Genomic DNA, 26649 nt, shown 5'->3' with positions numbered 1-26649 from the left:
CTCCCAGTCCTCGATTTCGAGGCTAGAGAGCGCCGGGAGGCGCACCCAGCATGTGGGAAGCCGCCCCGGTGGTGGAATATCCGCGGCGGTCAGGACGCCTGCTGTGTTTGGATTCCCCGGCCGATCGAGGAGCAGGTGTGAGCGCTGACGAGTCTGTCCTGGACAACGTGGTGTGGGCGTCGCTGACCGGCGCGCACGCGCACCTGGCCGTGCGCCACGGTGACGCGGCCAGGTACCCGGAGGACGTGGCGCCCTTCCTGGGGGCGGCCGACGAGCCGGGCCCCCAGATCTGGTCGGACATCGCCGCCGCCGCCGGGCCGGGCGCGCAGGTCGTCGTCTCCCCTGGGCTGCCGCGCCCGGAGGAGGCCTGGGACACGACCTTCGACCTCGCGGGTGTGCAACTGGTCGACGACCACCTGGAGCCGGAGGTGGACGTGGAGGCCATCCGGCTGACCCACGCCGACGTCCCGGAGATGATCGAGCTCGTCGAGCGGACCCAGCCGGGGCCGTTCCTGCCCAGGACGATCCTGTTGGGCGACTACTTCGGTTTCCGGCGCGAAGGCGCGTTGGTCGCGATGGCGGGCGAGCGGATGCACCCGCCGGGCTGGACCGAGATCAGCGCCGTGTGCACCGACCCCGCGTACCGGGGGCAGGGTCTGGCGACCCGCTTGGTCCTCACTGTCGCGGCGGGGATTCGTGCGCGAGGCGACGTGCCGTTCCTCCACACCGGTGCGGCCAACACCAACGCCATCCGCCTCTATGAAGCACTCGGGTTCCGGCTCCGGAGGCATGTGCGCTTCACCGGCGTACAGGTGCCAGCAACCCAACCGGCTTAAGAGCAAAGGCCCTGGCTCCTATAGGAGCCAGGGCCTTCTCATGTCAGGTGTTGTTGATGGGGAGACCCGGCGGGTTGACCTCTGCGCGCGGAAGAGCCTCGTCGGAGAGGCCGTAGGCGGCGAGGAGCTTGGCGTACTGGCCGTTCTCGATGAGGTAGTTGAGCGCCTCTGCAAGAGGCTCGACCAGGCCGCTGTCCTTCTTGGTGGTAGCGGCGATCAGGCCCTGCAGCGTTGCGCCCGCACCGGAGTAAGAGCCCGCGCTACGGGTGGGGTTGGGCGTTGAGGCGGTCTTGGCCGCGTGATAAGCGACGGTGGGGCTCGGGTAGAAGTACGCGTCGATGCGACCAGAGGACAGCGCCAGGTAGGTGCTGGTGATGTCGGCGAAGTTCCGGATCTCCAGCGTCTTGCCCTCGGCTTGGAGCTTGTTGCGCCACTCCAGCAGGATCTTCTCCTGGTTGGTGCCGGTGTTCACCGCGACCGTCTTACCCGCGAGGCTCTGGTAGGTACCGTCGAAGTTCCAGGTGCTGTTCTTGTTCACCTCGAACCCGAGGTTGTCCTTGCGGTAAGAGGCGAAGTCCAGCCCTTGGGTCTTGCGCTCCTCGGTGACCGTGATGTTGGAGAACCCCGCGTCGAACTGGCCGGACTTCAGCCGCACGAACAGGTTCTGCCAAGAGGCGTTCTGCACGTCCGGGGTCAGCCCGAGCACGGCGGCGACGAGGCGGCCCAGGTCCGGCTCACTGCCGGTGAGGGTCTTCTGGTCCGACCCGATCAGGTCCAGCGGCGGGGTGCTGTTGGGCAGACCGCCGACCCCGATGACGAGGGTGCCCCGGTCGAGGATCGCCTTGGGCACCTTCGCCCGGATCGCCTCGACCTTCGGCACGGTCAGCTGGACGGGGGTGGTGAAGTCGGTGTTGGCGGCGACGGTGACCACGGTGTTCCCGCTGGCGTCCACTGCTGCGGCTGGTGGGGCCTCCGACGACCCGCAAGCGCTGAGGCTCGCGAGTGCCACAGCGGCAGCAGTGGCGGTTAAGGCTGACCGGGCGGATCTGGGCATGGCTGTCCTCTTCTTCCTTTGGTTCACAATGATGGGAAACCCGTTCGGCACAACGGGTCAGACGAGCTTGCCGAGGAACTCCCGAGTCCGGCTCTCGCGCGGGGCGGACAACACCGCGCTGGGCGGCCCCTCTTCGACTACGCGACCGGCGTCGAGGAACACGACGTGGTCGGCGACTTCGCGCGCGAACCCGATCTCGTGCGTCACCACGACCATCGTCGTGCCCGCGGCGGCCAGATCGCGGATGACCGTGAGCACCTCGCCGACGAGCTCGGGGTCGAGCGCCGAGGTGGGCTCGTCGAACAGGATGAGCTTGGGTTCCAACGCGAGCGCGCGGGCGATGGCGACCCGTTGTTGCTGGCCGCCGGAGAGTTGGCGCGGGTACGCGTCGAACTTGTCCGATAGGCCGACCTTGGCGAGCAGCTCCTTGGCGCGCGCTATGGCTTCCCGCCTCGGCACACCTTGGGTGACAACAGGAGCCTCTATGACGTTCTCCACCACGGACAGGTGGGGGAACAGGTTGAGGCTCTGGAACACGAAGCCGATACGGGACCGCTGGCGCAAGATGGCTCGCTCGCTGAGTTCGCGGAGCCTGCCCCGGTGGATCCGTACGCCGATGAGCTCGTCGTGGACGGTGACGAAACCGCTGTCCAACGGCTCCAGGTGGTTGACGGCCCGCAGCAAGGTGGACTTGCCTGAGCCAGACGGCCCGATGATGGCGGTGACTTCGCCTGCCCGCGCAGTGAAGTCGACCTCGTCTAGCACGCGGTGCGGCCCGTAGGTCTTGACCGCGCCTCTTACCGTGACCGCCGCAGTCATCGCGCCACTCCCGTCGCGCGTAGGAACTTCTGGAACGGAGTGAGGGGCAGGACTCGCAGCGCGCCGCGGGAGAAGTAGCGCTCCAGGTAGTACTGGATGATCGACAGAACGCTGGTCAGGACGATGTACCAGATCGTGCCGACCATCAGCAGCGGGATGATCTGCCCGCTGTTCACGCTGGCTTGGCTCTGCACCACACCGAACAGCTCCAGCAGCGAGGTGATGTAGACGACCGACGTCCCCTTGAGCAGGCCGATGAGCTGGTTGGCGTAAGCGGGGATGATCGCTCTGGTGGCTTGCGGGAGGATGATCCGCCGGTATTGCCGCGACTTCGGCAGACCGAGAGCGGCGGCGGCCTCCAATTGGCTCTGGTCTACGGAGATGATGCCGGACCGCACGACCTCGGCGGCGTAGGCGGCTTCATTGAGGCTCAGCCCCAGAACGGCGACGAAGTAGAAGCTGAGCAGGTCGTTGGCGCTGAACTCCACAAACGACGGACCGAACGGGATTCCGAGGCTGAGCGTGTGGTACAGCGCGGTGACGTTGGCCAGGAACAGCAACAGCACGATCAGCGGGATCGATCGGAACAACCAGATGTAGCCCCAGGCGACCGACTGCAGAACCGGGTTGCGCGACAGGCGCATCAACGCGAGCGCGATACCGCCGAGCAGCCCGAACACCGCCGCCAAACCGGTGAGCTGCAAGGTGAGCAGCAGACCCTCGAGGACGACCGGGCGGAAGAACCAGTAGAAGAACACGTCCCACTGGAAGGCGTCGTTGGTGACCAGGGCGTGCGCCGCCTGCGCGAGCAGCACCAGCGCGACAGCGGCCGCCGCCCACCGCCACGGGTGGCGCAACGGCACGACTTCGCGGGAGGCGAGTTTCGCGACCAGCTCGTCGGTCGTTTCTTGCAGGGGTTTCGCTAATTCGGCTTCCGGCGGCGGTTTCGGCGGGGAGGCGGTCACGGGAACTCCACGGATTGGCGCGTGGTTGACGCGGCGATGCTAGATCTCCGCGCCACGTGGGAGGGCCGCTGTTCACCATGTGAGAGCCGAGATCGCCCTGTGGACAAGGTGCGGCGCGCATTCGGAAACCGGGCGGAAATACCCCCGTGGTCCATTATGGACTTCTCCTGGATGGCGATTCCCGGAGCGGTCAGCGGGAGGTTCCCACCGATGGGCCGTCCCCGCGCGGGGAACGGCCAGGTCACCGGGGGTGTTTGTCGGTGCGAGGCGGTAGAATCGGGGTATGTACGTCTCGCGGGTCCGGCTGGTCAACGTCCGGGGATTCCACGACGGGCGCATCGTCGACCTGGACCTGCGCAGGCCGGACAACACCTACGCGGGGTGGACCGTCCTGGCGGGCCGCAACGGGTCGGGCAAGACGTCGCTGCTGCGCGGGATCGCCCTGGCGGTCGGCGGACCGGCGGCGGCGCGGACGCTGGTCGCCGACTTCGACAACTGGATCTCGGTGGGCAAGTCGGACGCGACGGCCGCCGTGCAGCTCACCTTCGACCTCAACTTCGAGCGGTTCAAGAAGGGGCGGCCCCCGGAGCGGCCGTTCTGGGCGGGCCTGCGCTGGACGGCGGCCGACGCCGAGGACACCGCCTGGGCGCGGCGGCCGGTCCAACCGTCGCTGGAGGAGCACAGCGAGGACGGCCGGGCCAAGACCGCGCCGCGCAACGGCCCGTGGCACGACAACCCCTCGGGCTGGTTCTGCGCCGCGTACGGCCCGTTCCGGCGGCTGATCGGCGGCACGGGCGACGTGCAGCGGCTGATGCTGGGCGCGGGCAGCGTGGCGCGGATGGCGAGCCTGTTCCACGAGGACGCCTCGCTGGCCGAGGGCGTGGCCTGGCTGATCGAGCAGCACCTGCGGGCGCTGGAGCGGCGGGAGGGCGCGAAGTACCTCAAGGAGTCCGCGCTGCGCATCCTCGGCGATGGCCTGCTGCCCGACGACTACAGCATCGACGAGGTCGACTCCGAGGGCCTGTGGGTCTCCGACGGCGGCCACCGCTTCCCGCTGCGGGAGATGAGCGACGGCTATCGCACGGTGGTCGCCCTGGTCGTAGACCTGCTCAAGCAGCTCTACGAGAGCTACGGGGACCTACACCTCGACGCCGGGGGCACGGTGGTCGGCGTGCCGGGCGTGGTGATCATCGACGAGATCGACGCGCACCTGCACGTGTCGTGGCAGAAGCGCATCGGCGAGTGGCTCAAGCAGCACTTCCCGCAGGTCCAGTTCCTCGTGACGACGCACAGCCCCTACATCTGCCAGTCGGCCGACCCGGCTGGCCTGATCCGCCTGCCCGGCCCCGACCAGGACACCAGCCCGCAGACGGTGGACCCGGACCTGTGGGAGCGCATCGTCTACGGCACCGGCGACGACGCGGTGCTCTCGGACCTGTTCGGCCTCGACACCGCGTACTCCAACCGCGCCATCGAGCTGCGGCACCTGCTGGTCGAGTTGGAGCTCAAGGTCCTCGACGGCGTGGCCGACGAGCAGGAGCGGGCCAGCTACCACCAGCTCAAGCAGACCCTCACCAGCTCGCCGTCCGCGCGGGTCACCGAGGTGGCCGCCCGCCTCATCGCCGGTGACGACCACCGATGATCCGCCTGGTCCGGCCGCCGCTCGCCGATGAGCTGGCGGAGTCGCTGCAGCGCGCGACCGACGTGCTGCGGGCGACCCCGCGCAAGGAATTGCCCGCCAAGGCACGCACCTCTTGGCGTTCCCGCGCGACACTGCGCGCCGCGATCGGTGGCCGATTACGCGAGTTCGCGCCAGGCCGGGAACGCTGCATGTACTGCGGCGACAACCAAGGCACCGACATCGACCACTTCTCGCCGGTGGCACTGACTCCGCTGCTGACCTTCGCGTGGACCAACCACCTGCTGGCGTGCTCTGTGTGCAACAGCCACCACAAGCGCGACCTGTTCCCCCGCGACTCCCGTGGCCGCGCCCTGCTGTTGGACCCCACCGTCGACGACCCCTTCGAGCACTTGGCGCTGTCGCTGACCCTGGGGCGGTATCGGCCTCTTACGGAAAGAGGTGAAGTGACCGCGCAGGTGTGCGGGCTCAACCGGGACATCTTGACGCGGGGGCGGCAAGAGGCTCGGTTGACGCTGGGGTTCCTCTTTGAGCGCTGGGAAACCGCGCACCTGGAGGACGACGAGGCGACGATGCGGCAGGTGGTCCGGACGGTGCGCGAGCAGCCGTTCGCGGACGTGGTGCAGGCGATGGTCCGCTACAGCACGCGCCCCGGCGCGGAGGCGATCTTCTCGGATCAGCCCGATCTGCTCGCGGTCCTGCTCCGGCCGGGACTGCGGGCCCAGCTCACCTCCCCGTGAGCGCTACCGCTTGCGCGCGAGCGTGACCCCGTCCCGCACCGGCAGCATCGCGACCTCGACCCGCGGGTCGGCCGCGACGTGCGCGTTGATCTCCCGGATGGCCACCGTGTTCCGGTCGGTCGCCGCCGGGTCGACCACGCGGCCGCCCTGCAGCACGTTGTCCAGCACGAGCAACCCGCCAGGGCGCAACCGCGGCACCAATTCGGTGTAGTAGGACAGGTATCCGGTCTTGTCCGCGTCGACGAACGCGAAGTCGATCGTCGGCGCCTCGGGCAGGTCGCGCAGGGTCTCCAGCGCCGGGGCGATCCGCAGGTCGATCCGGTTCGCGACCCCCGCGCGGTCCCAGTACTTGCGCGCGATCTTGGTCCACTCCTCGCTGACGTCGCAGGCCACCAGCGTGCCGTCAGCGGGCAGGCCCCTGGCGATGCACAGCGACGAGTACCCGGTGAAGACCCCCACCTCCACGGCGTTCTTGGCGCCGACCAAGCGGACCAGCATGGTGAGGAGTTCGCCCTCGTCATGGCTGATCTGCATCTGGGCGGAGTCGGGGAACTCCGCGGCTGTCTCGGCGGCCAGTTCGCGCAGCAGGTCGTCCGGCTGGGAGGAGTGGGCGAGCAGGTAGTCGCTCAGCGCCGGGGAGACTATGTCCATGAGCGCCATCTAAGCCGAACGCGGTCGTCAGGTCACCGGTAGTGGTCGAAGGCACTCTCGATCCGAGCCCGGTCCGCGCCATCCGCTAGCAGCAAGAGCAACAGGACGCGGGCCTTGGCCGGGTCAAGGAAGCCCGCGTGCAGAAGTCCTCGGTCCAAGAGGTCCCGTTCCGAACCCGGGTAGCCGTAGGTGTGCCGCAGCACAGGTCCCGAACCGGTGCGCGAGGCCAGCACCACCGGGATCCGGGCAGCGAGGTCGGCGACCACCGGCACCATCTCGGCGGGCACGTGCCCGGCGCCCAACCCGGCGAGCACGATGCCGTCGAAGGCGGGCCCGCCCAGGCGCAGCAGTTCGCCGTCGTCGCCCAGGGCCACGGTCACCAGGCCGACGCGCAACCGGGAGACCGCGTCGGCGGCGGGCAGGTGCAGCGGGACCCTCGGGGTGCCGCGAAGGCGGGGCTCGCCCTCCACGACCAGGCCGAGCGGGCCGAAGCCGGGCGAGACGAACGCGGCCGTGCTGCTCGTGTGTCCTTTTCGGACGAACCGGGCGCCGTGCACCTCGTCGGACATCACGACCAGGGTGCCCAGGCCGCGCGCTGCGGCCGACACCGCCACCCGGATCGCGGCGAACAGGTTCGCGGGCCCGTCGGCGCCCGCCGAGGTGGGGTGCCGCATGGCGCCGGTGACCACGACCGGGACGTCCGAATCGACCGTCAGGTCCAGGAACAGGGCGGTTTCCTCGATGGTGTCGGTGCCGTGGGTGACCACCACCCCCGCCGCGCCCGCGTCGATCTCGGCCCGCACGGCCGCCGAGAGCGCCACCAGGTCGGCGAACCCCAACGACGGGCTGGGCAGCGACCGCAGCCCGCGCGCGGTGATCTCCAGGCCGAGCTCGGCGAGACCGGGCACGGCGGCGATCAGGTCGGCGGCGTCGAGCGCGGGCACGACCCCGCCCGCGGCACTGGGTGCCATGGCGATGGTCCCGCCCATCCCGATCACGGCGACGCGGGTCATGGTCCCTCCAGCAGGTCGAGTAGCGGCTGCCACGGTTCGGCGGGGTCGGCGTCGGACACGACGCACCCCGCCGACCGCAGAGTCTCCAGGTGCGCGGTGAACATCGGGTGCGCCCGCTGCGCGGCGTTGGCCTGCGGGCGGATCACCACCGGCAGCCCCGGCGTGCCGACGGCCTCGCCGAGCGCGGTCAGCGCCTGGTTGTCGGCGATCCCCAGGGCCAGCTTGGCCAGCGAGTTGGCCGTGGCCGGGACGAACAGGAACGCGTCGGGCACCGGGTACGGCTTCGGTTCGCTCGGCAGCCTCGGCAGGCTGCGCACCGGCAGGTCGGTCAGCGCCCGCAACCGCGTCGTCTCCCCCGCCGCGTCCATCCACTGGCCCGCGGTCGGGGTGAACGTGATCGCCAACCGCCAGCCGCGCGCGGCGGCGGGCTCCGCCACTTCGACCCGCAACCGCTGGTCGAGGCCACCACCCGCGGCGGCCACCACCCCGAGGATCATCGCCGGAGCAGGGCGCAGAACATGGCGTCGGTGCCGTGCCGGTGCGGCCACAACTGCACGAACGGGCCGTCGCCGAGACCGGGCATCCCCTCGGGGAAGCTGGGTCGCGCGTCGAGCACGGTCGCGCCGGTCGCCCTGGCCACCGACGACACCACGCCCTCGGTCTCCGACAGGTGCGGCGAGCACACCACGTAGGCCACGACCCCGCCGGGGCGCACCAGGGTGAGCGCGCTGGTCAGCAGCTCCCGCTGGGTCTTGGTGAGGTCGCCGACGTCCTCGGGGTGGCGGCGCCAGCGGGCCTCCGGCCTGCGTCGGAGCGCGCCGAGGCCGGTGCACGGGGCGTCGACCAGGACCCGGTCGAAGGTGCCCGCCAACCCGGGTTCCCTGCCGTCGGCGACGTGCACGGTGACCGGCAGCCCGGTGGTGATCTGCTCGACCAGCCTGGCCCGGTGCGGGGCGATCTCGACGGCGTCGAGGGTGCCGCCGTTGATCGCGGTCAGCGCGCCCAGCATCGCCGCCTTGCCACCGGGACCGGCGCACAGGTCCAGCCAGCGGCTGTCAGCCCCCTCGACGGGGACCCTGGTCAGGGCGACCGCGCACAGCTGGCTGCCTTCGTCCTGCACGCCAGCGAGGCGTTCGCGGATCGCGTCCAGGTCGCCCGGGTCTCCCGAGCCGGGCTCCAGGCGGACCCCGTAGGGCGAGTACGGCGCGGGGTCGCCGCCGGTCATCGCGGCCAGTTCCTCCGCGGTGACCTCACCCGGGCGGGCGGCCAGGTGCACGGCCGGGCGCTCGTCGTCGGCGCGCAGGGCGTCGGCCAGCTCGTCGCCGGTGTCGCCGAGTGCGTCGGCGAAGGCGCGGGCGATCCAGCGGGGGTGGCTGGTGTGCGCGGCGAGGTGCCCGATCGGGTCCTCTTCCCGCGAGGGGGCGATGACCTCCAGCCAGCCAGCCTCGTCGCGCTCGGTGACCTTGCGCAGCACGGCGTTGGCGAACCCGGTGACCCGGGGGCCGAGGTCGCGGCGCACCAGGTCCACGGTGGACGCGACGGCGGCGTGCGCGGGGATTCGGGTGCGCAGCAGTTGGTAGGCGCCCAGCCGCAGCGCGTCGAGCAACACCGGCTCGACCTTGCCCAGCGGCCGGTCCACGCACTCGGCGAGGACCTCGTCGAGCAGACCCCAGGCACGGCAGGTGCCATAGGCGAGTTCAGTGGCCAGTGCCGCGTCGCGACCGGAGATGCGGCGCTCGCGCAGCAGCTTGGGCAGCACGAGGTTGGCGTAGGCGTCGTCGTGGCGCACTGCCTGCAGCACGTCGAGCGCGGCGCGGCGGGCCGGGTCGTCGACCGGCGGGCGCTCCGGCGTGGCGGGCCTGCGCGGCGGGTGCGCGCGGTTCGGGCGCGACGGGCGGTGCGACCGCTTTCCTGGCTGGGTCATCCGACTCGCTCCCCCGACTCGATACGGCTACCGCGGGCCCAATCGGTGGCCTGCATGCGCTTCTTCCCCTGTGCTTGGACCTCGCCGAGGCGCACCGGCCAGGTGGCGGTGCCCACGAGAACGCGTTTGCGCTCCACCAGCACCTCGCCGGGTGCCAACGCCGTGTCGGACTCGGCTCGGGTGACCGGGCCGAGCTTGAGGCGTTCGCCCCGGAACCCCGTCCACGCCCCCGGGTCGGGGGTGACGGCCCGCACCAGGCGGTCGACGGCCAGCCCAGGGAGGGCGAAGTCGACCCGCGCGTCGTCCACGGAGATCTTCGCGGCGTGGCTGACACCGTCGGCGGACTGCTCGACGGCGGTGACCGCTCCGGCCTCGATGCCGTCCACAGTGGACGTGAGGAGTCCGGCGCCCGCCTCGGCGAGCCGGTCGAGCAGCACACCCGCGGTGTCGTCGGGGCGGATCGGCTCGGTGAGCACGCCGAAGACCGGGCCCGCGTCGAGCTCGCGGACGATGCGGAACGTGCTGGCGCCGGTGATCTCGTCGCCGTGCCGGATCGCGGCCTGCACCGGGGCGGCGCCGCGCCAGGCGGGCAGCACGGAGAAGTGCAGGTTCACCCAACCGTGTGGCGGGATGTCGAGCGCGGCCTGCCGCAGCAGCGCGCCGTAGGCGACGACCGGGCACAGGTCAGGGCCGATCTCGCGCAGCCGCTCGAGGAAGGCCGGGTCGGACGCCTTGTGCGGGGTGAGCACCTCGATGCCGTGCTCGTCGGCCAGCGCGCCGACGGGGGAACGGGAGGTGTGGCGACCCCGTCCGGCGGGCGCGTCAGGGCGGGTGACGACGGCGGCCACCTCGTGCCGGGACGCGATGAGCGCCCGCAGCGAGGGCAGCGCCACCTCGGGCGTGCCCGCGAACACCAAGCGCATCAGCGGGCCCCGAACAGCGGGTGCGGGCTCTGCTTGAGGTTCGGCACGGCACCGTCGAACCAGGTGGCCTGCCGAATCTCCTTCATCGCCGCCTTGCGCGTGTCGTCGTCGAGGCGGTCGAGGAACAGCACGCCGTCGAGGTGGTCGGTCTCGTGCTGGATGCAGCGGGCAAGCAGGTCGCTGCCCTGGACCTCGATGGGCTCCCCGTGCTCGTTGAACCCGCGCGCGACCACGTTGCGGTGCCTGCGGCAGTCCCAGGAGAAGCCGGGGATGGACAGGCAGCCCTCGGGGCCCTCCTGGACCTCTTCGTCCACAGAGGTCCACACCGGGTTGACCAGGTGCCCCTCTTCCCCGTCGCACGCGTAGGTGAACACGCGCAGGCCGACACCGAGCTGCGGCGCGGCCAGCCCGGCCCCGCCCTCGTCGCGCATGGTGTCCCACAGGTCGCGCACGAGGTTGCGCAACTCCCGGTCGAAGTCGACGACCTCGGCGGCCGGAGTGCGCAGCACGGGGTCGCCAAAGAGCCGGATCTGCTGGACGGTCACACGTCTCCCCTCGGTACAGGTCCGGCCAGTCTATTCGCCCGGTCGGACCCGCCCGACCACCCGTCAGATCAGGTCGAGGGGGTCGAGCTGGACCCGCAGCGGGTCGGGGTCCTTACGCGCTGTCCGCACGGCTTGGGCCTTCGCCAGCACCGCTGCCAGCTCCCGGCCATGGGGGCGAGCGACCCGGATGAGAACCCGCTCGCGGGCGTCTGGGGCGTCGGGGTCGCCTAGAGGGACCGGGCCGAGGATCTCACCGGTGGGCGGGAGCGGGAGGTCTTCCAGGAGCCGGGCGATAGCGCTTGGGCTGCCATCAGCGGAGGCCATGCGGACAGCGGGGGGGAAACCCAGCTCGGTACGCGAGGCGAGTTCGATGCTCGCGTGCCAAGCGGGATCCCAGCGGACCAGGGCCTGGACCGGCTGGATCGACGAGTCGGCGAGGACCACGACGCGGCCGCCTTGGTCGGCTGGGCGGACTAGAGCAGCGGCGGTCATCCACCGGCGTAGGGCTTCTTCTGTCGCGCGGAGGTCCGCACGACCTAGAAGCGCCCAGCCGTCCAGTAGGAGTGCGGCGCCGTACCCGGCCTCGGCGACAGGCTCTGCTCCAGGAGTGGCCACTACGAGTGCGGGCTTGGCATCGACCGTCGCCAGGACCTCTTGCGCTCCTGAAGTCCGTACGGGGAAGCCGGTGAAAGCGCGGCCTAGCTCTTCCGCTGTCCTCTTAGCACCGATGACGGCAGCACGTAGGCGGCGAGAACCGCAGTTCTGGCAACGGAAGTTGGCCTCCGTAGCCGCACACCACCGGCACGCGGGCGGACGGGCCTCGCTGCCCGCAGGCGGAATGCCCAACGGCCCCGCGCAACGGCGGCACCGCGCCGGAGCCCGGCAGTCCTGACACGTCAACGCGGGCACGTAACCCCGCCGAGGCACCTGTACCAGAACCGGGTGCCCAGCCGTCAGCGCGGCACGGGCCGCGTCGAAGGCGACAGAGGGCACGCGGGCGGTCCTGGCGGCCGGGTCGCGGGCCAACTGCGAGTCGTGTTCGCCGATCGCGGTCACCCGGGGCGCGGCGGCGCGAACCTCGGTGCGAGTGGCGACGATCTCCGGCGCCCAACCCGTGTCGACCAGGAGTTGAGCCTCGGCGGTGCGGGCGAAACCCGCGACGACCATGGCCGCTCCGGTGCGGGTCGCCCGCTGGATCAACACATCCCGCACGTGCGGATAGGGCGATCTCGGGTCGGAGTGCTGGTCGTCCCCGTCGTCCCACACGATCAACACACCGGGGTCCGCGACGGGCGCGTAGGCGGTCGCGCGGGTGCCAACGACGATCCGCGCGACTCCGCGGCGGACAGTCAGCCAACCGCGGTACCGCTTCGCAGGCCCTAGGTCCGCCGACAACGCGACTACCGCGTCCTCGCCCGCCAACGCGACGCAGGCTGCGTTCACCCGGGTCACGTCGCGGTGATCAGGCACCACGATCACGGCCCCACGTCCCGACGACGCCGCAGCAGCGGCCACCTCGGCCAACCGCTTAGGCCAGTCCTCGCCCGGAAGCGCCTGCCACACCGCGTGCGCCTGACGTCCGGTTTTCAACGCCTCTAGGAACGCGGCCCCTCGCGGGTAGCGCGCCCACCCCTCTAGGTCCGGCGTTGCGGGCGCTGCGGCGGGCTCGCGTGCCTCTTCGGCTTCCACCCGCGCATGACGCGGCGGGACCGCCAACCGCAGGACGTCGATCATCGTGCCGCCGTAGCGGTCCGCCACGGCCCGGCAGAGCCCCGCGACCTCAGGGCAGAGAACCGGCTCCGGTGAGACGACCTTGTCGAGGAACAGCAACCGGTTCGCGTCGAAATCGGACTCAGCGACCCGCTCGGCGACGAACCCGTCCGTCAGCTGCCGGTTGAACCGGACCCTGACCCGGCACCCCGGCACCACGTCGGCGTCGAGTTTGTCGGGCACGAGGTAGTCGAAGGTGCGGTCCAGGTGCGCGAGGGGGGCGTCCACCCACACCTTCGCGACCGGGAGAACGGTGGCCGCCACCTGCTTGCCCTTGGCCGGGGCGGGTGCGGGCTTCGACACCGCGACGTCGAACAGGGCGTCGGGGTCGGGTTCGGGCATAGGGGCTGGTCTACCAGACGCCTAGTCCGAACGGTCCTGGTGGTAGGCGGCATAGAGGGCCACGATCTCGGAACGGTCCCCCGTCTCGGCCTCTTCGCGTATGCGGCGGTTGAGACCCAGCGGGTAGCCGTGCTTGATGAGGCGCCTCTCGCACGCGTCCTCCATGAACGACAGCGAGAAGTACAGGCCGGTGACGTACCCGGCGGCCACCATGGAGAACCGCAATGAGAGCGGCCCAGGCACCAGCAACAGCAGCCACAGCGGCAGGAACAACATCACTACGCGCGCGAAGTGGCGCCAGACCCAAGTGCGGGCGGTGAGGTCCCACAGCACCCAAGGCCGGTAGCGGTCGGGGAGTGTGCCGCCGACGGCGTACCAAAGCCACCGCAGCGGGCCGGGTCGCTGGAAGTGCACGCCGTGGATCGTAGGTGCCCTCATAAAGCATCACCTCTCCCCCACGGCTACCCGCGGAGGAGAGGTGACACACGTGCTCTTAGGCGCCCGCGGCGGTCCGCAGGTCGTCGACGCGGTCGGTGCGCTCCCACGGCAGGTCCAGCTCCGGGCGACCGAAGTGCCCGTAGGCGGCCGTCTGGGCGTAGATCGGGCGCAGCAGGTCCAGGTCGCGGATGATCGCGGCCGGGCGCAGGTCGAACACCTCGCGCACGGCGGTCTGGATCTTCGCCGGGTCCACCTTCTCGGTGCCGAAGGTCTCCACGAACAGGCCCACGGGAGCGGCCTTGCCGATGGCGTATGCCACCTGCACCTCGATCCGGTCCGCCAGACCCGCGGCGACGGCGTTCTTGGCCACCCAGCGCATCGCGTACGCGGCGGAACGGTCGACCTTCGACGGGTCCTTGCCCGAGAACGCGCCACCACCGTGCCGGGCCATCCCGCCGTAGGTGTCCACGATGATCTTCCGACCCGTCAACCCGGCGTCACCCATCGGCCCACCGATCACGAACCGACCCGTCGGGTTGACCAGCAACCGCACGTCGGAGGTGTCGATGTCCAACTCGCCGATCTCGGGCAGCACCACCTGCTCGCGCACGTCCACCCCGAGCAGCTTCTCCAGGTCGACGCCCTCGGCGTGCTGGGAGGAGACCACCACGGTGTCCAACCGGATCGCCCGGTCGCCGTCGTACTCGATCGTCACCTGGGTCTTGCCGTCCGGGCGCAGGTACGGCAGCACACCGTCCTTGCGGACCTTCGTCAGCCGCTTGGACAGCCGGTGCGCCAACGCGATCGGCAACGGCATCAACTCGGGGGTGTCGGTCGTCGCGTACCCGAACATCAACCCCTGGTCGCCAGCACCCTGGCGGTCGATCTCGTCCGAAGCCTGCTCCACCCGCGTCTCGTGCGCGGTGTCCACACCCTGCGCGATGTCGGGCGACTGCGCCCCGATCGCCACGTTCACACCACAGGAGTTCCCGTCGAACCCCTTGGCCGACGAGTCGTACCCGATCCGCAGGATCACGTCCCGCACGATCGACGGGATGTCCGCGTACGCCTCGGTGGTCACCTCACCGGCCACGTGCACCTGGCCCGTGGTCACCAGCGTCTCCACCGCGACCCGCGACCGCGGGTCCTTGGCCAGGAGCGCGTCCAACACCGAGTCGCTGATCGCGTCGCAGATCTTGTCCGGGTGGCCTTCGGTGACCGACTCGGAAGTAAAGAGCCTACGGCTGCCGTTCTCGCTCACGAGTTACCCCACATCGTCCGCCCTGTGTCGGGGCAACTGTACTGAAGCAGAATCAGGGGCTGCTTGAAGACTGGACCAATTCCACAACGGCGTCCCAGACTTCACTCGCGAGTTGCGCCTTCGAGCCCAGTGCGATCGGGCGTTCGGCGCCGGTGGCCGAAAGCAACCACCCCGAGTTGTCCTCGGTCTCGAACGCCCGCCCTTCGCCGACGGCGTTGACCACGAGCAGGTCACAGCCCTTGCGCTTGAGCTTGGCGCGGGCGTGGTCGAGGACGTCGGACCCGGAGTCGCCGGTTTCCGCCGCGAAGCCGACAATAACCTGCCATTTTGGGAGTTGCCCCGCGGAACGGGCCTCGACCAGCTCCGCGAGCACGTCCGCGGTGCGGGTCAGCGCCACCGGATCCGGGTCCCGCCCGGTCTTCTTGATCTTGAATTCGGCCGTGGCGACCGGCCGGAAATCGGCCACCGCGGCGGCCATCACCACCACGTCGGCGGTACCGGCGGCGGCGTGCACGGCGTCGCGCAACTGCGCGGCGGTGCCGACCCGGACGGTGTCCACCCCGGCGGGCTCCGGCAGCGGCAGCGTGTGCGCCGACACCAGGGTCACCTGGGCGCCCCGCTGGGCGGCGGTGCGGGCCAGGGCGTACCCCTGCTTGCCCGACGACCGGTTGCCCAGGTAGCGGACCGGGTCGAGCGGTTCGCGGGTGCCGCCCGCGGAGACGACGACCCGCAGACCTTCCAGGTCGCGCGGCAGCGCGTCGGCCCGGTGCAGGAGCAGCCGGGCGAGGTCGACGATCTCGGCCGGGTCCGCCAGCCGCCCCTTGCCCGTGTCGGCGCCGGTGAGCCTGCCGCTGGCGGGCTCGGTCACCACGGTGCCCCGCGAGCGCAGAGTGGCCACGTTGGCCTGGGTGGCCGGGTGCTCCCACATCTCGGTGTGCATCGCCGGGACCATCAGCACCGGGCACCGAGCGGTGAGCAGCGTGTTGGTGAGCAGGTCGTCGGCGAGCCCGTGCGCGGCCCTGGCGAGCAGGTCCGCGGTCGCGGGCACCACGACGACCAGGTCGGCCTCTTGGCCCAACCGGACGTGCGGCACCTCCGGCACGTCGGAGAACACGCCGGTGTGCACCTTGTTGCCCGAGAGCGCCTCGAAGGTGGCGGTACCCACGAACCGCAACGCGGCCTCGGTGGGCACCACCCGCACGTCGTGACCGGACTCGGTCAGCCTGCGCAGGACCTCACAGGCCTTGTAGGCGGCGATCCCGCCACCGACGCCGAGGACGACCCTGGGGCGGTGCGTCACTCGCCCTCGGTGTGCTCAAGCAGACCGGAGTGGATCTCGCGCAGGGCGATGGACAGCGGCTTCTCCCGGGGACCGGGCTCCACCAGCGGACCGACGTACTCCAGCAGGCCCTCGCCGAGCTGGGCGTAGTAGTCGTTGATCTGCCGTGCGCGCTTGGCGGCGTAGATGACCAGCGCGTACTTGGAGCTGACCTTGTCGAGCAGGTCGTCGATCGGCGGGTTGGTGATGCCTTCGAGCTGCGTCGTCGGCTCGCCGAGAGCGCCAAGCTCGGTAGGGGTGATCACTCGGTGCACTCCTGGTTCGAGGGGTCCGGAAGCACCAAGGTTAGCAACTCCCCGGCGGCGGTCGGCACATCGGCGTTCACCAGGACCACGTCGAACTCGGACTCGGCGGCCAACTCGTCCTTGGCCACCGCCAACCGGCGCGCCACGACCTCGGGGTCCTCGGTGCCCCGGCCGGTCAGCCGCGACACCAGCGCGTCCCACGACGGCGGCACCAGCATCACTAGCAAGGCCTCGGGCATGGCCACGCGCACCTGGCGGGCCCCCTGGAGCTCGATCTCCAGCACCGCGGGCCTGCCCTCGGCCAGCGCGGCCTCGACCGGGCCGCGCGGGGTGCCGTAGCAGTTGCCCGCGTACTCGGCGTGCTCGAGCAGCTCGCCCGAGCCCACCATCCGCGCGAACTCCGCGCGGTCGACGAAGTGGTAGTGCGCGCCGGGCACCTCGCCGGGCCGGGGGGCCCGGGTGGTGGCCGACACGCTGAAGTAGACGTCCGGGTGCAGCCTGCGCAGCTCGGCGACCACGCTCGACTTGCCGACCCCGGACGGGCCGGATACGACAGTGAGCCGAGCCCGGGGCGCGGTGCCCGGTCCCGGCTCACTGCCTAGCGACTGCTTGGTCACTCGCCGCTGAACTCGGCCAGCAACGCCTTGCGCTGGCGGTCACCGAGGCCGCGCAGGCGCCTGCTCGGCGCGATCTCCAGGCGCTCGATGATCTGCTGGGCACGCACCTTGCCGACGCCCGGGAGGGCCTCGAGCAGCGCGGTGACCTTCATCTTGCCCAGGACCTCGTCGTTGTCAGACTGGGCCAGCACGTCCTTGAGGGTGGTTCCGCCTCGCTTCAGGCGCTCCTTGAGCTCGGCTCGGGCGCGACGGGCGGCAGCCGCCTTCTCCAGCGCTGCGGCCCGCTGCTCCTCGGTCAGCTGGGGAAGGGCCACGATTTCCTCCGTGGGGGTGGGATTTCTTCCGGATCGGTGCCGCGACGTTACCGACCCCTGGCCTGCGGGGACAACGCGGGTCCAGCATGTGCGGTCCGTGACAGCCGGGCCGAAGTTGATCAACAACGCGTGATCTGAACCGGGCTGACCTGGGCGAACACCGTCGTGTCCACCGTCACAGACGCGGTCACGCAGTGCGATGGCGACACCGGTGGTTCGCGAAAGTGTCGCCTCCGCCACTCCCGGGAACCCCCCGAACACACCCGGTCAGCCCATAGCCGTCTACCTGCGTGAACACCTCGCGGGCGCGCGAAAACCCCCCGGACGGCCCGTTTCGGGCGTCCGGAGGGGTTCGCGAGGGGGTTGTGCTAGCGCGCGGCGGCCGCCAGTTCGTCGCGTACCCGCAGCGCGGCGGTGCGCAGCGCGGCGGCGTCGGGACCGTGCCGCAGGACGTCGCGGGCGCTGGCGGGCAGCACGTGCGGCAGGGTCGGGCCGAACACCTCGGCCAACTCGGCCGCACCGGCGCCCTGAGCACCCAGCCCGGGGGCCAGGACCGGCCCACCGAGCTCGGAAAGGTCCAGACCCGTGCTGCCCACGGTGGCGCCCACCACGAGCCCCAGGGAGCCGAGCGGGGCGCCGGTGGCGGCGCGCTGGGCGGCGTTGCGGGCGGCGGCCTGGTCGACGATCGACTGGGCCACGCTCACCCCGTCGGCCCCGACAGCGCGCTGCACGCCCACGCCCTCGGGGTTGGAGGTCAGCGCGAGCACGAACAGGCCGCGCCCGGTGCGCTCGGCCTCCTCGACGGCCGGGTCGAGCGAGCCGAACCCGAGGTAGGGCGAAACGGTCACCGCGTCCGCGGCCAGCGGCGAGCCGTCGGCCAGGTACGCCTGGGCGTAGGCGGCCATGGTCGAGCCGATGTCGCCGCGCTTGACGTCGAGCAGCACCAGCGCGCCCGCGGACTGGACCTCGGCGATGACGCGCTCCAGCACGGCGACCCCGCGCGAGCCGTACGACTCGAAGAACGCCGACTGCGGCTTGATCACCGAGATGTCGCCCGCGAACGCCTCCACGCAGGTCAGCGCGAACCGCTCCAGGCCGCTCGCGTCGCGGGGCAGGCCCCACTGGTCGAGCAGACCGGGGTGCGGGTCGATGCCCACGCACAGCGACCCGCGGGCGGCGACGGCCTCGGTCAGCCGGGTCCCGAACGGCGCCCGAGTCACCGGGACTTGTCCCAGTCGGCCCGCAGCGCGGCCTGCAGCGCCTGCAGCGGCCGCACCCCGATGTCGTCGCGGATCAGCGCCTCGATGCCGTGCACGGCCGCGGCGGCACCCTGGATCGTGGTGATGCAGGGGATGTCGCGGGAGACGGCCGCCGTGCGGATCTCGTAGCCGTCCACCCGTGGGCCGTGGTTGCCGTACGGGGTGTTGATGACCATCTCGACGGCACCCTCGCGGATGAGGTCGACGATGTTGTTGTCGCCCTCGAAGTGCTTGCGCACCACGGTGCACGGGATCCCGTTGCGGCGCAGCACCTCCGCGGTGCCCGAGGTGGCCAGCACCTCGAACCCGAAGTCCGCCAAGCGCTTCACCGGGAACACCATCGCCCGCTTGTCCCGGTTCGCCACCGACACGAACACCCGGCCCGAGGTGGGCAGGGAGCCGTAAGAGGCGGTCTGGGACTTGGCGAACGCCTTGCCGAAGGAGGCGTCGATACCCATGACCTCGCCTGTGGACTTCATCTCCGGGCCGAGCAGCGAGTCGACGCCCTGCCCCTCCGGGGTGCGGAAGCGGTGGAACGGCAGCACCGCCTCCTTGACCGCGACCGGCGCACCCGCGGGCAGCTCGGCGCCGTCACCGGTGGCCGGGAGCATGCCCTCGGCGCGCAGGTCGGCGATGGTCGCGCCGAGCATGATCCGCGCCGCGGCCTTCGCCAGCGGGGCCGCGGTGGCCTTGGACACGAACGGCACGGTCCGGCTGGCGCGCGGGTTGGCCTCCAGCACGTAGAGCACGTCGTCCTTGAGCGCGTACTGCACGTTGAGCAGGCCGCGCACGCCGACGCCGAACGCGATGGCCTCGGTGGAGCGGCGCACGGCCTCCAGGTCGGTGCGACCCAGGGTGATCGGCGGCAGCGCGCAGGACGAGTCGCCGGAGTGGATCCCGGCCTCCTCGATGTGCTCCATGACCCCGCCGAGGTAGACCTCGGTGCCGTCGCACAGCGCGTCGACGTCGATCTCGATGGCGTCGTCGAGGAACCGGTCGACCAGCACCGGGTGCTCCGGGCTGACCTCGGTGGCGCGCTTGATGTACCCGGCCAGGGTCTGCTCGTCGTAGACGATCTCCATGCCGCGCCCGCCGAGCACGTAAGAGGGGCGGACGAGCACCGGGTAGCCGATCTCGTCGGCGATCCGCTTGGCACCGACGAAGGAGGTGGCGGTGCCGTACTTCGGCGCGGGGAGCCCGGCGTTGGTCAGCACCTCACCGAACGCGCCGCGGTCCTCGGCCAGGTGGATGGCCTCCGGCGGGGTGCCCACGATCGGCACGCCGACCCCGGCCAGCCGCCGCGCCAACCCGAGCGGGGTCTGCCCACCGAGCTGCACGATCACGCCCGCGACGGTGCCGGAGGTCTGCTCGGCGTGCACGACCTCGAGCACGTCCTCGAAGGTCAGCGGCTCGAAGTAGAGGCGGTCGGAGGTGTCGTAGTCGGTGGAGACGGTCTCCGGGTTGCAGTTGACCATCACCGTCTCGTACCCGGCCGCGCGCAGCGCCATCGCCGCGTGCACGCACGAGTAGTCGAACTCGATGCCCTGCCCGATGCGGTTGGGGCCGGAGCCGAGGATGAGCACCTTGGGCTTCTCGGTCTGCGGCAGCACCTCGGTCTCGGCGTCCGGGTCGAGCTCGTAGGCCGAGTAGTGGTACGGGGTGTGCGCGGCGAACTCGGCGGCACAGGTGTCCACGGTCTTGAACACCGGCCGCACGCCCAGGCGGTGCCGCAGGCTGCGCACGCCGTCCTCGCCCGCCAGTTCCGGGCGCAGCGCGGCGATCTGCCGGTCGGACAGCCCGCAGCGCTTGGCCCGGCGCAGCAGCGGCTCGTCGAGCACCGGCGCGGTCTCCAGCTCGCCGCGCAGGTCGACCAGGAACGCGATCTGGTCGAGGAACCACGGGTCGATGCCCGAGGCCTCGTGCACCTGCTCGACGGAGGCACCGAGCCGCAGCGCCCGCTCGACGGTGTAGAGCCTGCCGTCGTGACCGAGCCGCAGCTGGGTCAGCAGCGCCTCCAGCGACACCGACTCGGGGTCGGGGCTGGTCCAGAACCCGGCGGCCTTGGTCTCCATCGAGCGCAGCGCCTTGCCCAGCGCCTCGACGAAGTTGCGGCCGATGGACATGGCCTCGCCGACGGACTTCATCGTCGTGGTCAGCGTGGGGTCGGCGCCGGGGAACTTCTCGAAGGCGAACCGCGGCACCTTCACCACGACGTAGTCCAGCGACGGCTCGAAGCTGGCCGGGGTCTCGCCGGTGATGTCGTTGCGGATCTCGTCGAGGGTGTAGCCGATGGCCAGCTTGGCGGCGATCTTGGCGATCGGGAAGCCGGTGGCCTTGGAGGCCAGCGCGCTCGAGCGCGACACCCGGGGGTTCATCTCGATCACGACCATCCGGCCGGTCGCCGGGTTGATCGCGAACTGGATGTTGCAGCCGCCGGTGTCGACGCCGACCGCGCGCAGCACGTCGATGCCCACGTCGCGCATGTGCTGGAACTCGCGGTCGGTCAGGGTCATCGCGGGCGCGACGGTCACCGAGTCGCCGGTGTGCACACCCATCGGGTCGATGTTCTCGATCGAGCAGATGACCACGACGTTGTCGTTCTTGTCGCGCATCAGCTCGAGCTCGTACTCCTTCCAGCCGAGCACGCTCTCCTCGATGAGCACCTCGGTGACCGGGCTCTCGGCCAGACCGGAGGAGGCCAGCCGCTCGAGCTCGTCGGCGGTGTAGGCCATGCCGGAGCCGAGGCCGCCCATGGTGAACGAGGGCCGGATGACCACCGGCAGGCCGAGCTCGGCGACGGTCTCGCGGACCTCGTCCATGGAGTGGCAGACCCGGCTGCGCGGGGTCTCGCCGCCGATGTCGGCGACGATGTCCTTGAACTTCTGCCGGTCCTCGCCGCGCTGGATGGCGTCGATGTCGGCGCCGATCAGCTCGACGTTGTACTTCTCCAGCACGCCGCGCTCGTGCAGCGCGACGGCGGTGTTGAGCGCGGTCTGGCCGCCGAGGGTGGCCAGGATGGCGTCCGGCCGCTCGGCCGCGATGACCTTCTCGACGAAGTCCGGGGTGATCGGCTCGATGTAGGTGGCGTCGGCGAACTCCGGGTCGGTCATGATCGTCGCCGGGTTGGAGTTGACCAGGCTGACCCGCAGGCCCTCCTCGCGCAGCACCCGGCAGGCCTGGGTGCCGGAGTAGTCGAACTCGCAGGCCTGGCCGATGACGATCGGGCCGGACCCGATCACCAGCACGTGCTTGATGTCCTCGCGCTTGGGCATTACTTGCCGCCCTCCATCAGGGTCACGAACTGGTCGAAGAGGTTCGCGGCGTCGTGCGGGCCCGCGGCGGCCTCGGGGTGGTACTGCACGGAGAAGGCGGGCGCCTCAAGGGCTCGCACGCCTTCGACGCAGCCGTCGTTGGGGCAGTAGTGGCTGACGGTGGCCTTGCCGTACGGGGTGTCGAAGTCCTTGCCGGGCTCGCCTTCCAGCGCGAACCCGTGGTTCTGCGCGGTGATGGCGACTGTGCCGGTGGCCACATCGATGACGGGGATGTTGATGCCGCGGTGGCCGTACCGCAGCTTGTAGGTGCCCAGACCCAGCGCGCGGCCCAAGATCTGGTTGCCGAAGCAGATGCCGAACAGCGGGATGCGGCGCTCCAGGATGCCCTGGGTGAGCGCGACCGCGTGGTCGGCGGTGGCCGGGTCGCCGGGACCGTTGGAGAGGAACACGCCGTCTGCCTCTATGGCCAAGAGGTCGTCGAGAGTGCTCTTCGCGGGCAGCACATGTGTCTCGATGCCGCGCGCAGCGAGCATGCGAGGCGTGTTGGACTTGATGCCCAGGTCCAACGCGGCCACGCGGAAACGACGCTCGCCCACAGCGGGCACGACGTAGGTCTTGTCGGTGCTGACCTCGCTGGCGAGTTCGGCGCCGAGCATGCGCGGGCTCTCCAGCACGCGCTGCAGCATCGCCTCGGGGGCAGCGACGTCGCCGCCGGAGAACACGCCCGCGCGCATGGCACCGCGCTCGCGCAGGTGCCGGGTCAACGAGCGGGTGTCGATGCCGCTGATGCCCACGACGCCCTGGTCGACGAGGGCGTCGTCGAGGGAGCGGGTGGCGCGCCAGTTGGAGGGGACGCGGGCCGGGTCGCGCACGACGTAGCCGGACACCCAGATGCGGCCGGACTCGTCGTCCTCGTCGTTCCAGCCGGTGTTGCCGATCTGCGGGGCGGTCGCCACCACGATCTGGCGGTGGTAGGAGGGGTCGGTCAAGGTCTCCTGGTACCCGGTCATCGCGGTGCAGAAGACGATCTCGCCGAAGGTGGTCCCGGCGGCGCCGAACGCCTCGCCGCGGAACACCCTGCCGTCTTCGAGGACCAACGCGGCCGCGGTCCGTGTGCTCGTCTCACTCACCGTCTCGTACCTCCGGTGCGTCGGTGGGGGTCAACCCGGCGGTGCCCGTCCTGCTGGACGTCAGCGCGCGCAGAGCGGGCACCCACCGGTCGTAGTCGTCTTTGTCGTCGGCCCGGAAGCCGGTGTCGAACTCGTGGCCGTCGACCGCCCAGCGCACGACGAGCAGCCCGTCGCCGCCCATGACCTTCCCGGCGATCCCGGCCTCGGTGCGCGCCTCGCGGACCGAGGTGGCGGGGACCCACACGGGGGTGGCACCGACGCGGTCGATCAGGAGACCGTCGGTGACCAGGTACGCGGTGGCGTCGGCGCGGTAGCCGATGTCACCGACGGCGACCCGGTCCTGCCAGCTGGCGGTGGTGACCGTGCTCGCGTAGACGCCGGTGCTGGGCGGCAGCAGCGTCACGGCCGTGCCCTCACCGATGGCGGTGACGAGGGCGGCGGGCGCGACGGGGAACGGTGGGAGGACCTTGGCCTGCCTGCGGGCCCGGTTGCGGTAGCCCCACCACATCAGCAGGACCAGCAACGCGAGCACCGCGAGGAACAGCAGGGTCAGGGTGAACCGGTTCACGCCGTGGCCTTCCCGTCGCGCGCGGTCAGCTTGCCGCGCAGGAAGGTGGCCACGACCGCGCCCGGCAACTCCATGCCCTCGTAGGGCGTGTTCGCGGCGATGCTGGCCAACTCCGCGCCGCGCACCGTCCAGCGCGCGGCCGGGTCGACCAAGGTGAACGTGGCGGGCTCCCCCACCGCGATCGGACGACCCTGGTCGGTCAGCCCGGCGATCTCGGCGGGCCGCTCGCTCATCACCCGCGCGACGCCGCGCCAGTCCAGCAGACCAGGCTCGACCATGGTCGCCACCACGATGGACAGCGCCGTCTGCAGCCCGAGCATGCCGGGGCGCGCCGCAGACCACTCGCAGTCCTTGTCCTGGGCCGCGTGCGGGGCGTGGTCGGTGGCGACGCAGTCGACCGTGCCGTCGGCCAACGCCTGGCGCAGCGCCGCCGCGTCAGTGGTCGTGCGCAGCGGCGGGTTGACCTTGTTGACCGGGTCATAGGTGTTCAGCCGCTCGTCGTCGAGCAGCAGGTGGTGCGGGGTGACCTCCGCGGAGACCCTGGTGCCGCGCGCCTTCGCCCACCGCAGCACGTCGGCTGTGCCCTCGGTGGAGACGTGGCAGACGTGCAGCCGGGCGCCGACGTGCTTGGCCAGCAGGCAGTCGCGGGCGACGATGGCCTCCTCGGCGACCGACGGCCACCCCGCCAGGCCCAACCGCGCGGCCAGGTCGCCCTCGTGCGCCTGGGCGCCGACGGTCAGCCGGGGTTCCTCGGCGTGCTGGGCGATCACCGCGTCCAGCGCCTTGGTGTACTCCAGCGCCCGGCGCATGATCAGCGGATCCGCCACGCACAGTCCGTCGTCGGAGAACAGCCGGACCCGGGCGGTGGAACGCGCCATGGTGCCCAACTCGGCGAGCTTCTCGCCCTTGAGACCCACGGTCACCGCGCCGACCGGGTGCACGTCGACCAGCCCGATCTCCTGGCCGCGGCGCCACACGTGCTCGACGACCACGGCGTTGTCGGCGACCGGGTCGGTGTTGGCCATGGCGAACACCGCCGTGTAGCCACCGAGGGCGGCCGCGCGGGAGCCGGTCTCGATGGTCTCGGTGTCCTCGCGGCCCGGTTCGCGCAGGTGGGTGTGCAGGTCGACGAAACCGGGCAGCGCCACGAGGCCCGCGGCGTCGACCGTCTCGTCCCCGGTCAGGCCCTGGCCGATCGCGGTGATCACACCGTCGGTGACCTCGATGTCGACGGCGTCCTCGCCGTACGGGCGCGCGCCCTTGACGATGAAGGTGCTCACGCGGCGTCCTCCTCTCCGGCCAGCAGGTGGTACAGGACCGCCATGCGCACGTGCACGCCGTTGGCGACCTGCTGGGTGATCGCGGCGCGCGGCGAGTCGGCCACGGCGGCGGAGATCTCCATGCCGCGCAGCATCGGACCCGGGTGCAGCACCACCGCGTGGTCGGGCAGCATCGCCGCGCGCGCCTCGCTGAGGCCGTAGGCGATCGAGTACTCGCGGGCCGACGGGAAGAACCCGCCGTGCATCCGCTCGGCCTGCACGCGCAGCATCATCACCGCGTCGGCCGTGGGCAGTTCGGCGTCGAGGTGGTGCGACACGCGCAGCGACCCGGCGGAGCCCACCGGCCAGTCGGCCACACCGGTCGGCAGCAACGTCGGCGGGGCGACCAGCACGACGTCGGCACCGAACGAGGTGAGCAGGTGCACGTTGGACCGCGCGACCCGGCTGTGCAGGACGTCGCCGACGACCGCGATCCGGCGGCCTTCGACGCTGCCGAGCCGCTCGCGCAGGGTGGCCATGTCCAGCAGCGCCTGCGTCGGGTGCTCGTGGGTGCCGTCGCCCGCGTTCACGACGCTGGTGTTGGTGTGCGCGAGCCAGGACGCCAGCCGGTGCGCGGCACCGGAGGCGGGGTGGCGCACCACGACGCAGTCGGCGCCCGCGGCGGCCAACGTCAACGCGGTGTCGCGCAGGGACTCGCCCTTCTTCGCCGAAGAACTACCGGCGGAGACGTTCACCACATCGGCGCTCATCCACTTCCCGGCGATCTCGAAGGAGACCCTGGTGCGGGTGGAGTCCTCGTAGAAGCAGGTGATCACGGTCCGGCCGCGCAGGGTGGGCAGCTTCTTGACCTCGCGGCCCAGCAGCGTGCGCTTGAGGCCGTCTGCGGTGTCGAGGATCGCCAGCGCGGTCGCCGGGTCCAGGCCCTCGGTGCCCAGCAGGTGCTTCACGCGCCCTCACCGGTCCGGTGCAGCAGGACCGCGTCGCGGCCATCGGTCTCGGTGAACAGGGCGTGGACCTCCTCGGAGCGCGCGGTGGGCACGTTCTTGCCCACGTAGTCGGCGCGGATGGGCAGTTCGCGGTGACCGCGGTCGACCAGCACGGCCAGCTGCACCGCGCGCGGGCGGCCCACGTCGCGCAGCGCGTCGAGCGCGGCGCGGATGGTGCGACCGGAGAACAGGACGTCGTCGACCAGGATGACCAGGGCGTCCTCGATGCCGCCCGGCGGCAGCGCGGTCTGCCCGAGCGGGCGGGTCGGCTTGCGGCGCAGGTCGTCGCGGTAGAGGGTCACGTCGAGGGTGCCGACGGGGACCTGGACCTCGCTGAAGTCGGCGATCCTGGTGGCCAGCCTGGTGGCCAGCGGCGCGCCCCTGGTGGGGATCCCGAGCAACACGACCGGCCGGGCGCCGGACGCGCCGAGCGAGGTCTTCTCGATGACCTGATGGGCCATTCGGGCGATGGTGCGCGCGACGTCACCGGCGGAGAGCAGCTCGCGCCGCTCGGCCGGTTCCGGCGCGCCACGGGGCCGTGGCGGCACGGGGGACTCCTTCCCCGCCTCACGGGACGGGTCGTTAAAGGTGTCTAGCGACCCCTCTGACCTGGGATCGCCCCGACCGTACCAGCATGACTTCGGCCACTGACCGGGTGGTCGGGGCGGGGTGGGAACTGTGTCCTTGGCGAACCGGCTTGACCTGGTGACAACTCTGGG

Annotated in this window: 26 protein-coding genes; 3 read left to right on the top strand and 23 right to left on the bottom strand. The window is 71.2% G+C overall.

Going from position 1 to position 26649, the window contains the following annotated elements; translation table 11 throughout:
* Nucleotides 1-137 precede the first annotated feature (137 nt).
* Complete coding sequence (locus JOD54_RS16150; protein WP_307860096.1) at nt 138-836, top strand: GNAT family N-acetyltransferase; 699 nt, start codon at nt 138-140, stop codon at nt 834-836.
* 43 nt (nt 837-879) lie between these two features.
* Here JOD54_RS16150 and JOD54_RS16145 read toward each other — a convergent pair whose 3' ends face one another.
* From JOD54_RS16145 to JOD54_RS16135, 3 genes are all read right to left on the bottom strand, one after another.
* On the bottom strand, nt 880-1788 hold the full coding sequence (locus tag JOD54_RS16145) for a transporter substrate-binding domain-containing protein (protein ID WP_307860094.1): 909 nt from the start codon (nt 1786-1788) through the stop codon (nt 880-882).
* 159 nt (nt 1789-1947) lie between these two features.
* Nucleotides 1948-2709, bottom strand: a complete 762-nt coding sequence (locus JOD54_RS16140; protein ID WP_204451318.1) for an amino acid ABC transporter ATP-binding protein — start codon at nt 2707-2709, stop codon at nt 1948-1950.
* Nucleotides 2706-3674: an amino acid ABC transporter permease gene (locus tag JOD54_RS16135; RefSeq protein ID WP_204451317.1), complete on the bottom strand. Its 969-nt coding sequence runs from the start codon at nt 3672-3674 to the stop codon at nt 2706-2708. The genes JOD54_RS16140 and JOD54_RS16135 overlap by 4 nt, the downstream gene beginning before the upstream one ends.
* A gap of 283 nt (nt 3675-3957) precedes the next feature.
* Between JOD54_RS16135 and JOD54_RS16130 the strand changes: the two genes are divergently transcribed.
* Nucleotides 3958-5316 (top strand): AAA family ATPase, encoded by a 1359-nt coding sequence (locus tag JOD54_RS16130; protein WP_204451316.1) that lies wholly within the window; start codon nt 3958-3960, stop codon nt 5314-5316.
* Nucleotides 5313-6053, top strand: coding sequence for an HNH endonuclease family protein (locus tag JOD54_RS16125; protein ID WP_204451315.1), 741 nt, complete (start codon nt 5313-5315; stop codon nt 6051-6053). The genes JOD54_RS16130 and JOD54_RS16125 overlap by 4 nt, the downstream gene beginning before the upstream one ends.
* Before the next feature lie 3 nt (nt 6054-6056).
* On the opposite strand, the gene JOD54_RS16120 is transcribed toward JOD54_RS16125, so the two are convergent.
* The 20 genes from JOD54_RS16120 to pyrR all read right to left on the bottom strand — a co-directional run bounded on the left by JOD54_RS16120 (nt 6057) and on the right by pyrR (nt 26478).
* Entirely contained in the window at nt 6057-6704 is a 648-nt protein-coding gene (locus JOD54_RS16120) for an O-methyltransferase (RefSeq protein ID WP_204451314.1), read from the bottom strand.
* A 32-nt stretch (nt 6705-6736) separates the two neighbouring features.
* Complete coding sequence (locus tag JOD54_RS16115) at nt 6737-7717, bottom strand: asparaginase (protein ID WP_239573393.1); 981 nt, start codon at nt 7715-7717, stop codon at nt 6737-6739.
* Nucleotides 7714-8214, bottom strand: coding sequence for a flavoprotein (locus tag JOD54_RS16110; RefSeq protein WP_204451313.1), 501 nt, complete (start codon nt 8212-8214; stop codon nt 7714-7716). The genes JOD54_RS16115 and JOD54_RS16110 overlap by 4 nt, the downstream gene beginning before the upstream one ends.
* Nucleotides 8211-9641 carry an RsmB/NOP family class I SAM-dependent RNA methyltransferase gene (locus tag JOD54_RS16105; RefSeq protein ID WP_204451312.1) on the bottom strand — a complete coding sequence of 477 codons (1431 nt, stop codon included), beginning with the start codon at nt 9639-9641 and terminating at the stop codon, nt 8211-8213. Before JOD54_RS16105 ends, JOD54_RS16110 begins: the two co-directional genes overlap by 4 nt.
* Nucleotides 9638-10564 carry a methionyl-tRNA formyltransferase gene (fmt, locus tag JOD54_RS16100; protein WP_204451311.1) on the bottom strand — a complete coding sequence of 309 codons (927 nt, stop codon included), beginning with the start codon at nt 10562-10564 and terminating at the stop codon, nt 9638-9640. Before fmt ends, JOD54_RS16105 begins: the two co-directional genes overlap by 4 nt.
* Nucleotides 10564-11109 carry a peptide deformylase gene (gene def, locus JOD54_RS16095; RefSeq protein ID WP_204451310.1) on the bottom strand — a complete coding sequence of 182 codons (546 nt, stop codon included), beginning with the start codon at nt 11107-11109 and terminating at the stop codon, nt 10564-10566. Before def ends, fmt begins: the two co-directional genes overlap by 1 nt.
* A gap of 63 nt (nt 11110-11172) precedes the next feature.
* Nucleotides 11173-13221, bottom strand: coding sequence for a primosomal protein N' (locus JOD54_RS16090; RefSeq protein ID WP_204451309.1), 2049 nt, complete (start codon nt 13219-13221; stop codon nt 11173-11175).
* 21 nt (nt 13222-13242) lie between these two features.
* Nucleotides 13243-13659, bottom strand: coding sequence for a DUF5313 family protein (locus tag JOD54_RS16085; protein WP_204451308.1), 417 nt, complete (start codon nt 13657-13659; stop codon nt 13243-13245).
* A gap of 55 nt (nt 13660-13714) precedes the next feature.
* Nucleotides 13715-14920 (bottom strand): methionine adenosyltransferase, encoded by a 1206-nt coding sequence (gene metK, locus JOD54_RS16080; RefSeq protein WP_204451307.1) that lies wholly within the window; start codon nt 14918-14920, stop codon nt 13715-13717.
* 52 nt (nt 14921-14972) lie between these two features.
* Nucleotides 14973-16220, bottom strand: coding sequence for a bifunctional phosphopantothenoylcysteine decarboxylase/phosphopantothenate--cysteine ligase CoaBC (gene coaBC, locus JOD54_RS16075; protein WP_204451306.1), 1248 nt, complete (start codon nt 16218-16220; stop codon nt 14973-14975).
* Nucleotides 16217-16504 carry a DNA-directed RNA polymerase subunit omega gene (gene rpoZ / locus JOD54_RS16070; protein ID WP_092776269.1) on the bottom strand — a complete coding sequence of 96 codons (288 nt, stop codon included), beginning with the start codon at nt 16502-16504 and terminating at the stop codon, nt 16217-16219. The genes coaBC and rpoZ overlap by 4 nt, the downstream gene beginning before the upstream one ends.
* Nucleotides 16501-17121: a guanylate kinase gene (gene gmk / locus JOD54_RS16065; protein WP_204451305.1), complete on the bottom strand. Its 621-nt coding sequence runs from the start codon at nt 17119-17121 to the stop codon at nt 16501-16503. Before gmk ends, rpoZ begins: the two co-directional genes overlap by 4 nt.
* Nucleotides 17118-17435: an integration host factor, actinobacterial type gene (gene mihF / locus JOD54_RS16060; RefSeq protein WP_018686179.1), complete on the bottom strand. Its 318-nt coding sequence runs from the start codon at nt 17433-17435 to the stop codon at nt 17118-17120. The genes gmk and mihF overlap by 4 nt, the downstream gene beginning before the upstream one ends.
* A 368-nt stretch (nt 17436-17803) precedes the next feature.
* Nucleotides 17804-18655: an orotidine-5'-phosphate decarboxylase gene (gene pyrF / locus JOD54_RS16055; protein WP_204451304.1), complete on the bottom strand. Its 852-nt coding sequence runs from the start codon at nt 18653-18655 to the stop codon at nt 17804-17806.
* On the bottom strand, nt 18652-21966 hold the full coding sequence (gene carB / locus JOD54_RS16050) for a carbamoyl-phosphate synthase large subunit (protein WP_204451303.1): 3315 nt from the start codon (nt 21964-21966) through the stop codon (nt 18652-18654). Before carB ends, pyrF begins: the two co-directional genes overlap by 4 nt.
* Nucleotides 21966-23096 carry a glutamine-hydrolyzing carbamoyl-phosphate synthase small subunit gene (carA, locus tag JOD54_RS16045; protein ID WP_204451302.1) on the bottom strand — a complete coding sequence of 377 codons (1131 nt, stop codon included), beginning with the start codon at nt 23094-23096 and terminating at the stop codon, nt 21966-21968. Before carA ends, carB begins: the two co-directional genes overlap by 1 nt.
* Nucleotides 23089-23664 (bottom strand): PH-like domain-containing protein, encoded by a 576-nt coding sequence (locus tag JOD54_RS16040; RefSeq protein WP_204451301.1) that lies wholly within the window; start codon nt 23662-23664, stop codon nt 23089-23091. The genes carA and JOD54_RS16040 overlap by 8 nt, the downstream gene beginning before the upstream one ends.
* A complete protein-coding gene (locus JOD54_RS16035; RefSeq protein ID WP_204451300.1) occupies nt 23661-24944 on the bottom strand; it encodes a dihydroorotase in 1284 nt (427 codons plus the stop codon). The genes JOD54_RS16040 and JOD54_RS16035 overlap by 4 nt, the downstream gene beginning before the upstream one ends.
* Entirely contained in the window at nt 24941-25891 is a 951-nt protein-coding gene (locus JOD54_RS16030) for an aspartate carbamoyltransferase catalytic subunit (RefSeq protein ID WP_204451299.1), read from the bottom strand. Before JOD54_RS16030 ends, JOD54_RS16035 begins: the two co-directional genes overlap by 4 nt.
* Nucleotides 25888-26478, bottom strand: coding sequence for a bifunctional pyr operon transcriptional regulator/uracil phosphoribosyltransferase PyrR (gene pyrR, locus JOD54_RS16025; protein ID WP_204451298.1), 591 nt, complete (start codon nt 26476-26478; stop codon nt 25888-25890). The genes JOD54_RS16030 and pyrR overlap by 4 nt, the downstream gene beginning before the upstream one ends.
* Nucleotides 26479-26649 lie beyond the last annotated feature (171 nt).

Source organism: Actinokineospora baliensis, from assembly GCF_016907695.1.
GTDB classification, from domain to species: domain Bacteria; phylum Actinomycetota; class Actinomycetes; order Mycobacteriales; family Pseudonocardiaceae; genus Actinokineospora; species Actinokineospora baliensis.
Note: the sequence above shows the minus strand (reverse complement) of the source record. Positions and strands in the feature narration are given on the sequence as shown.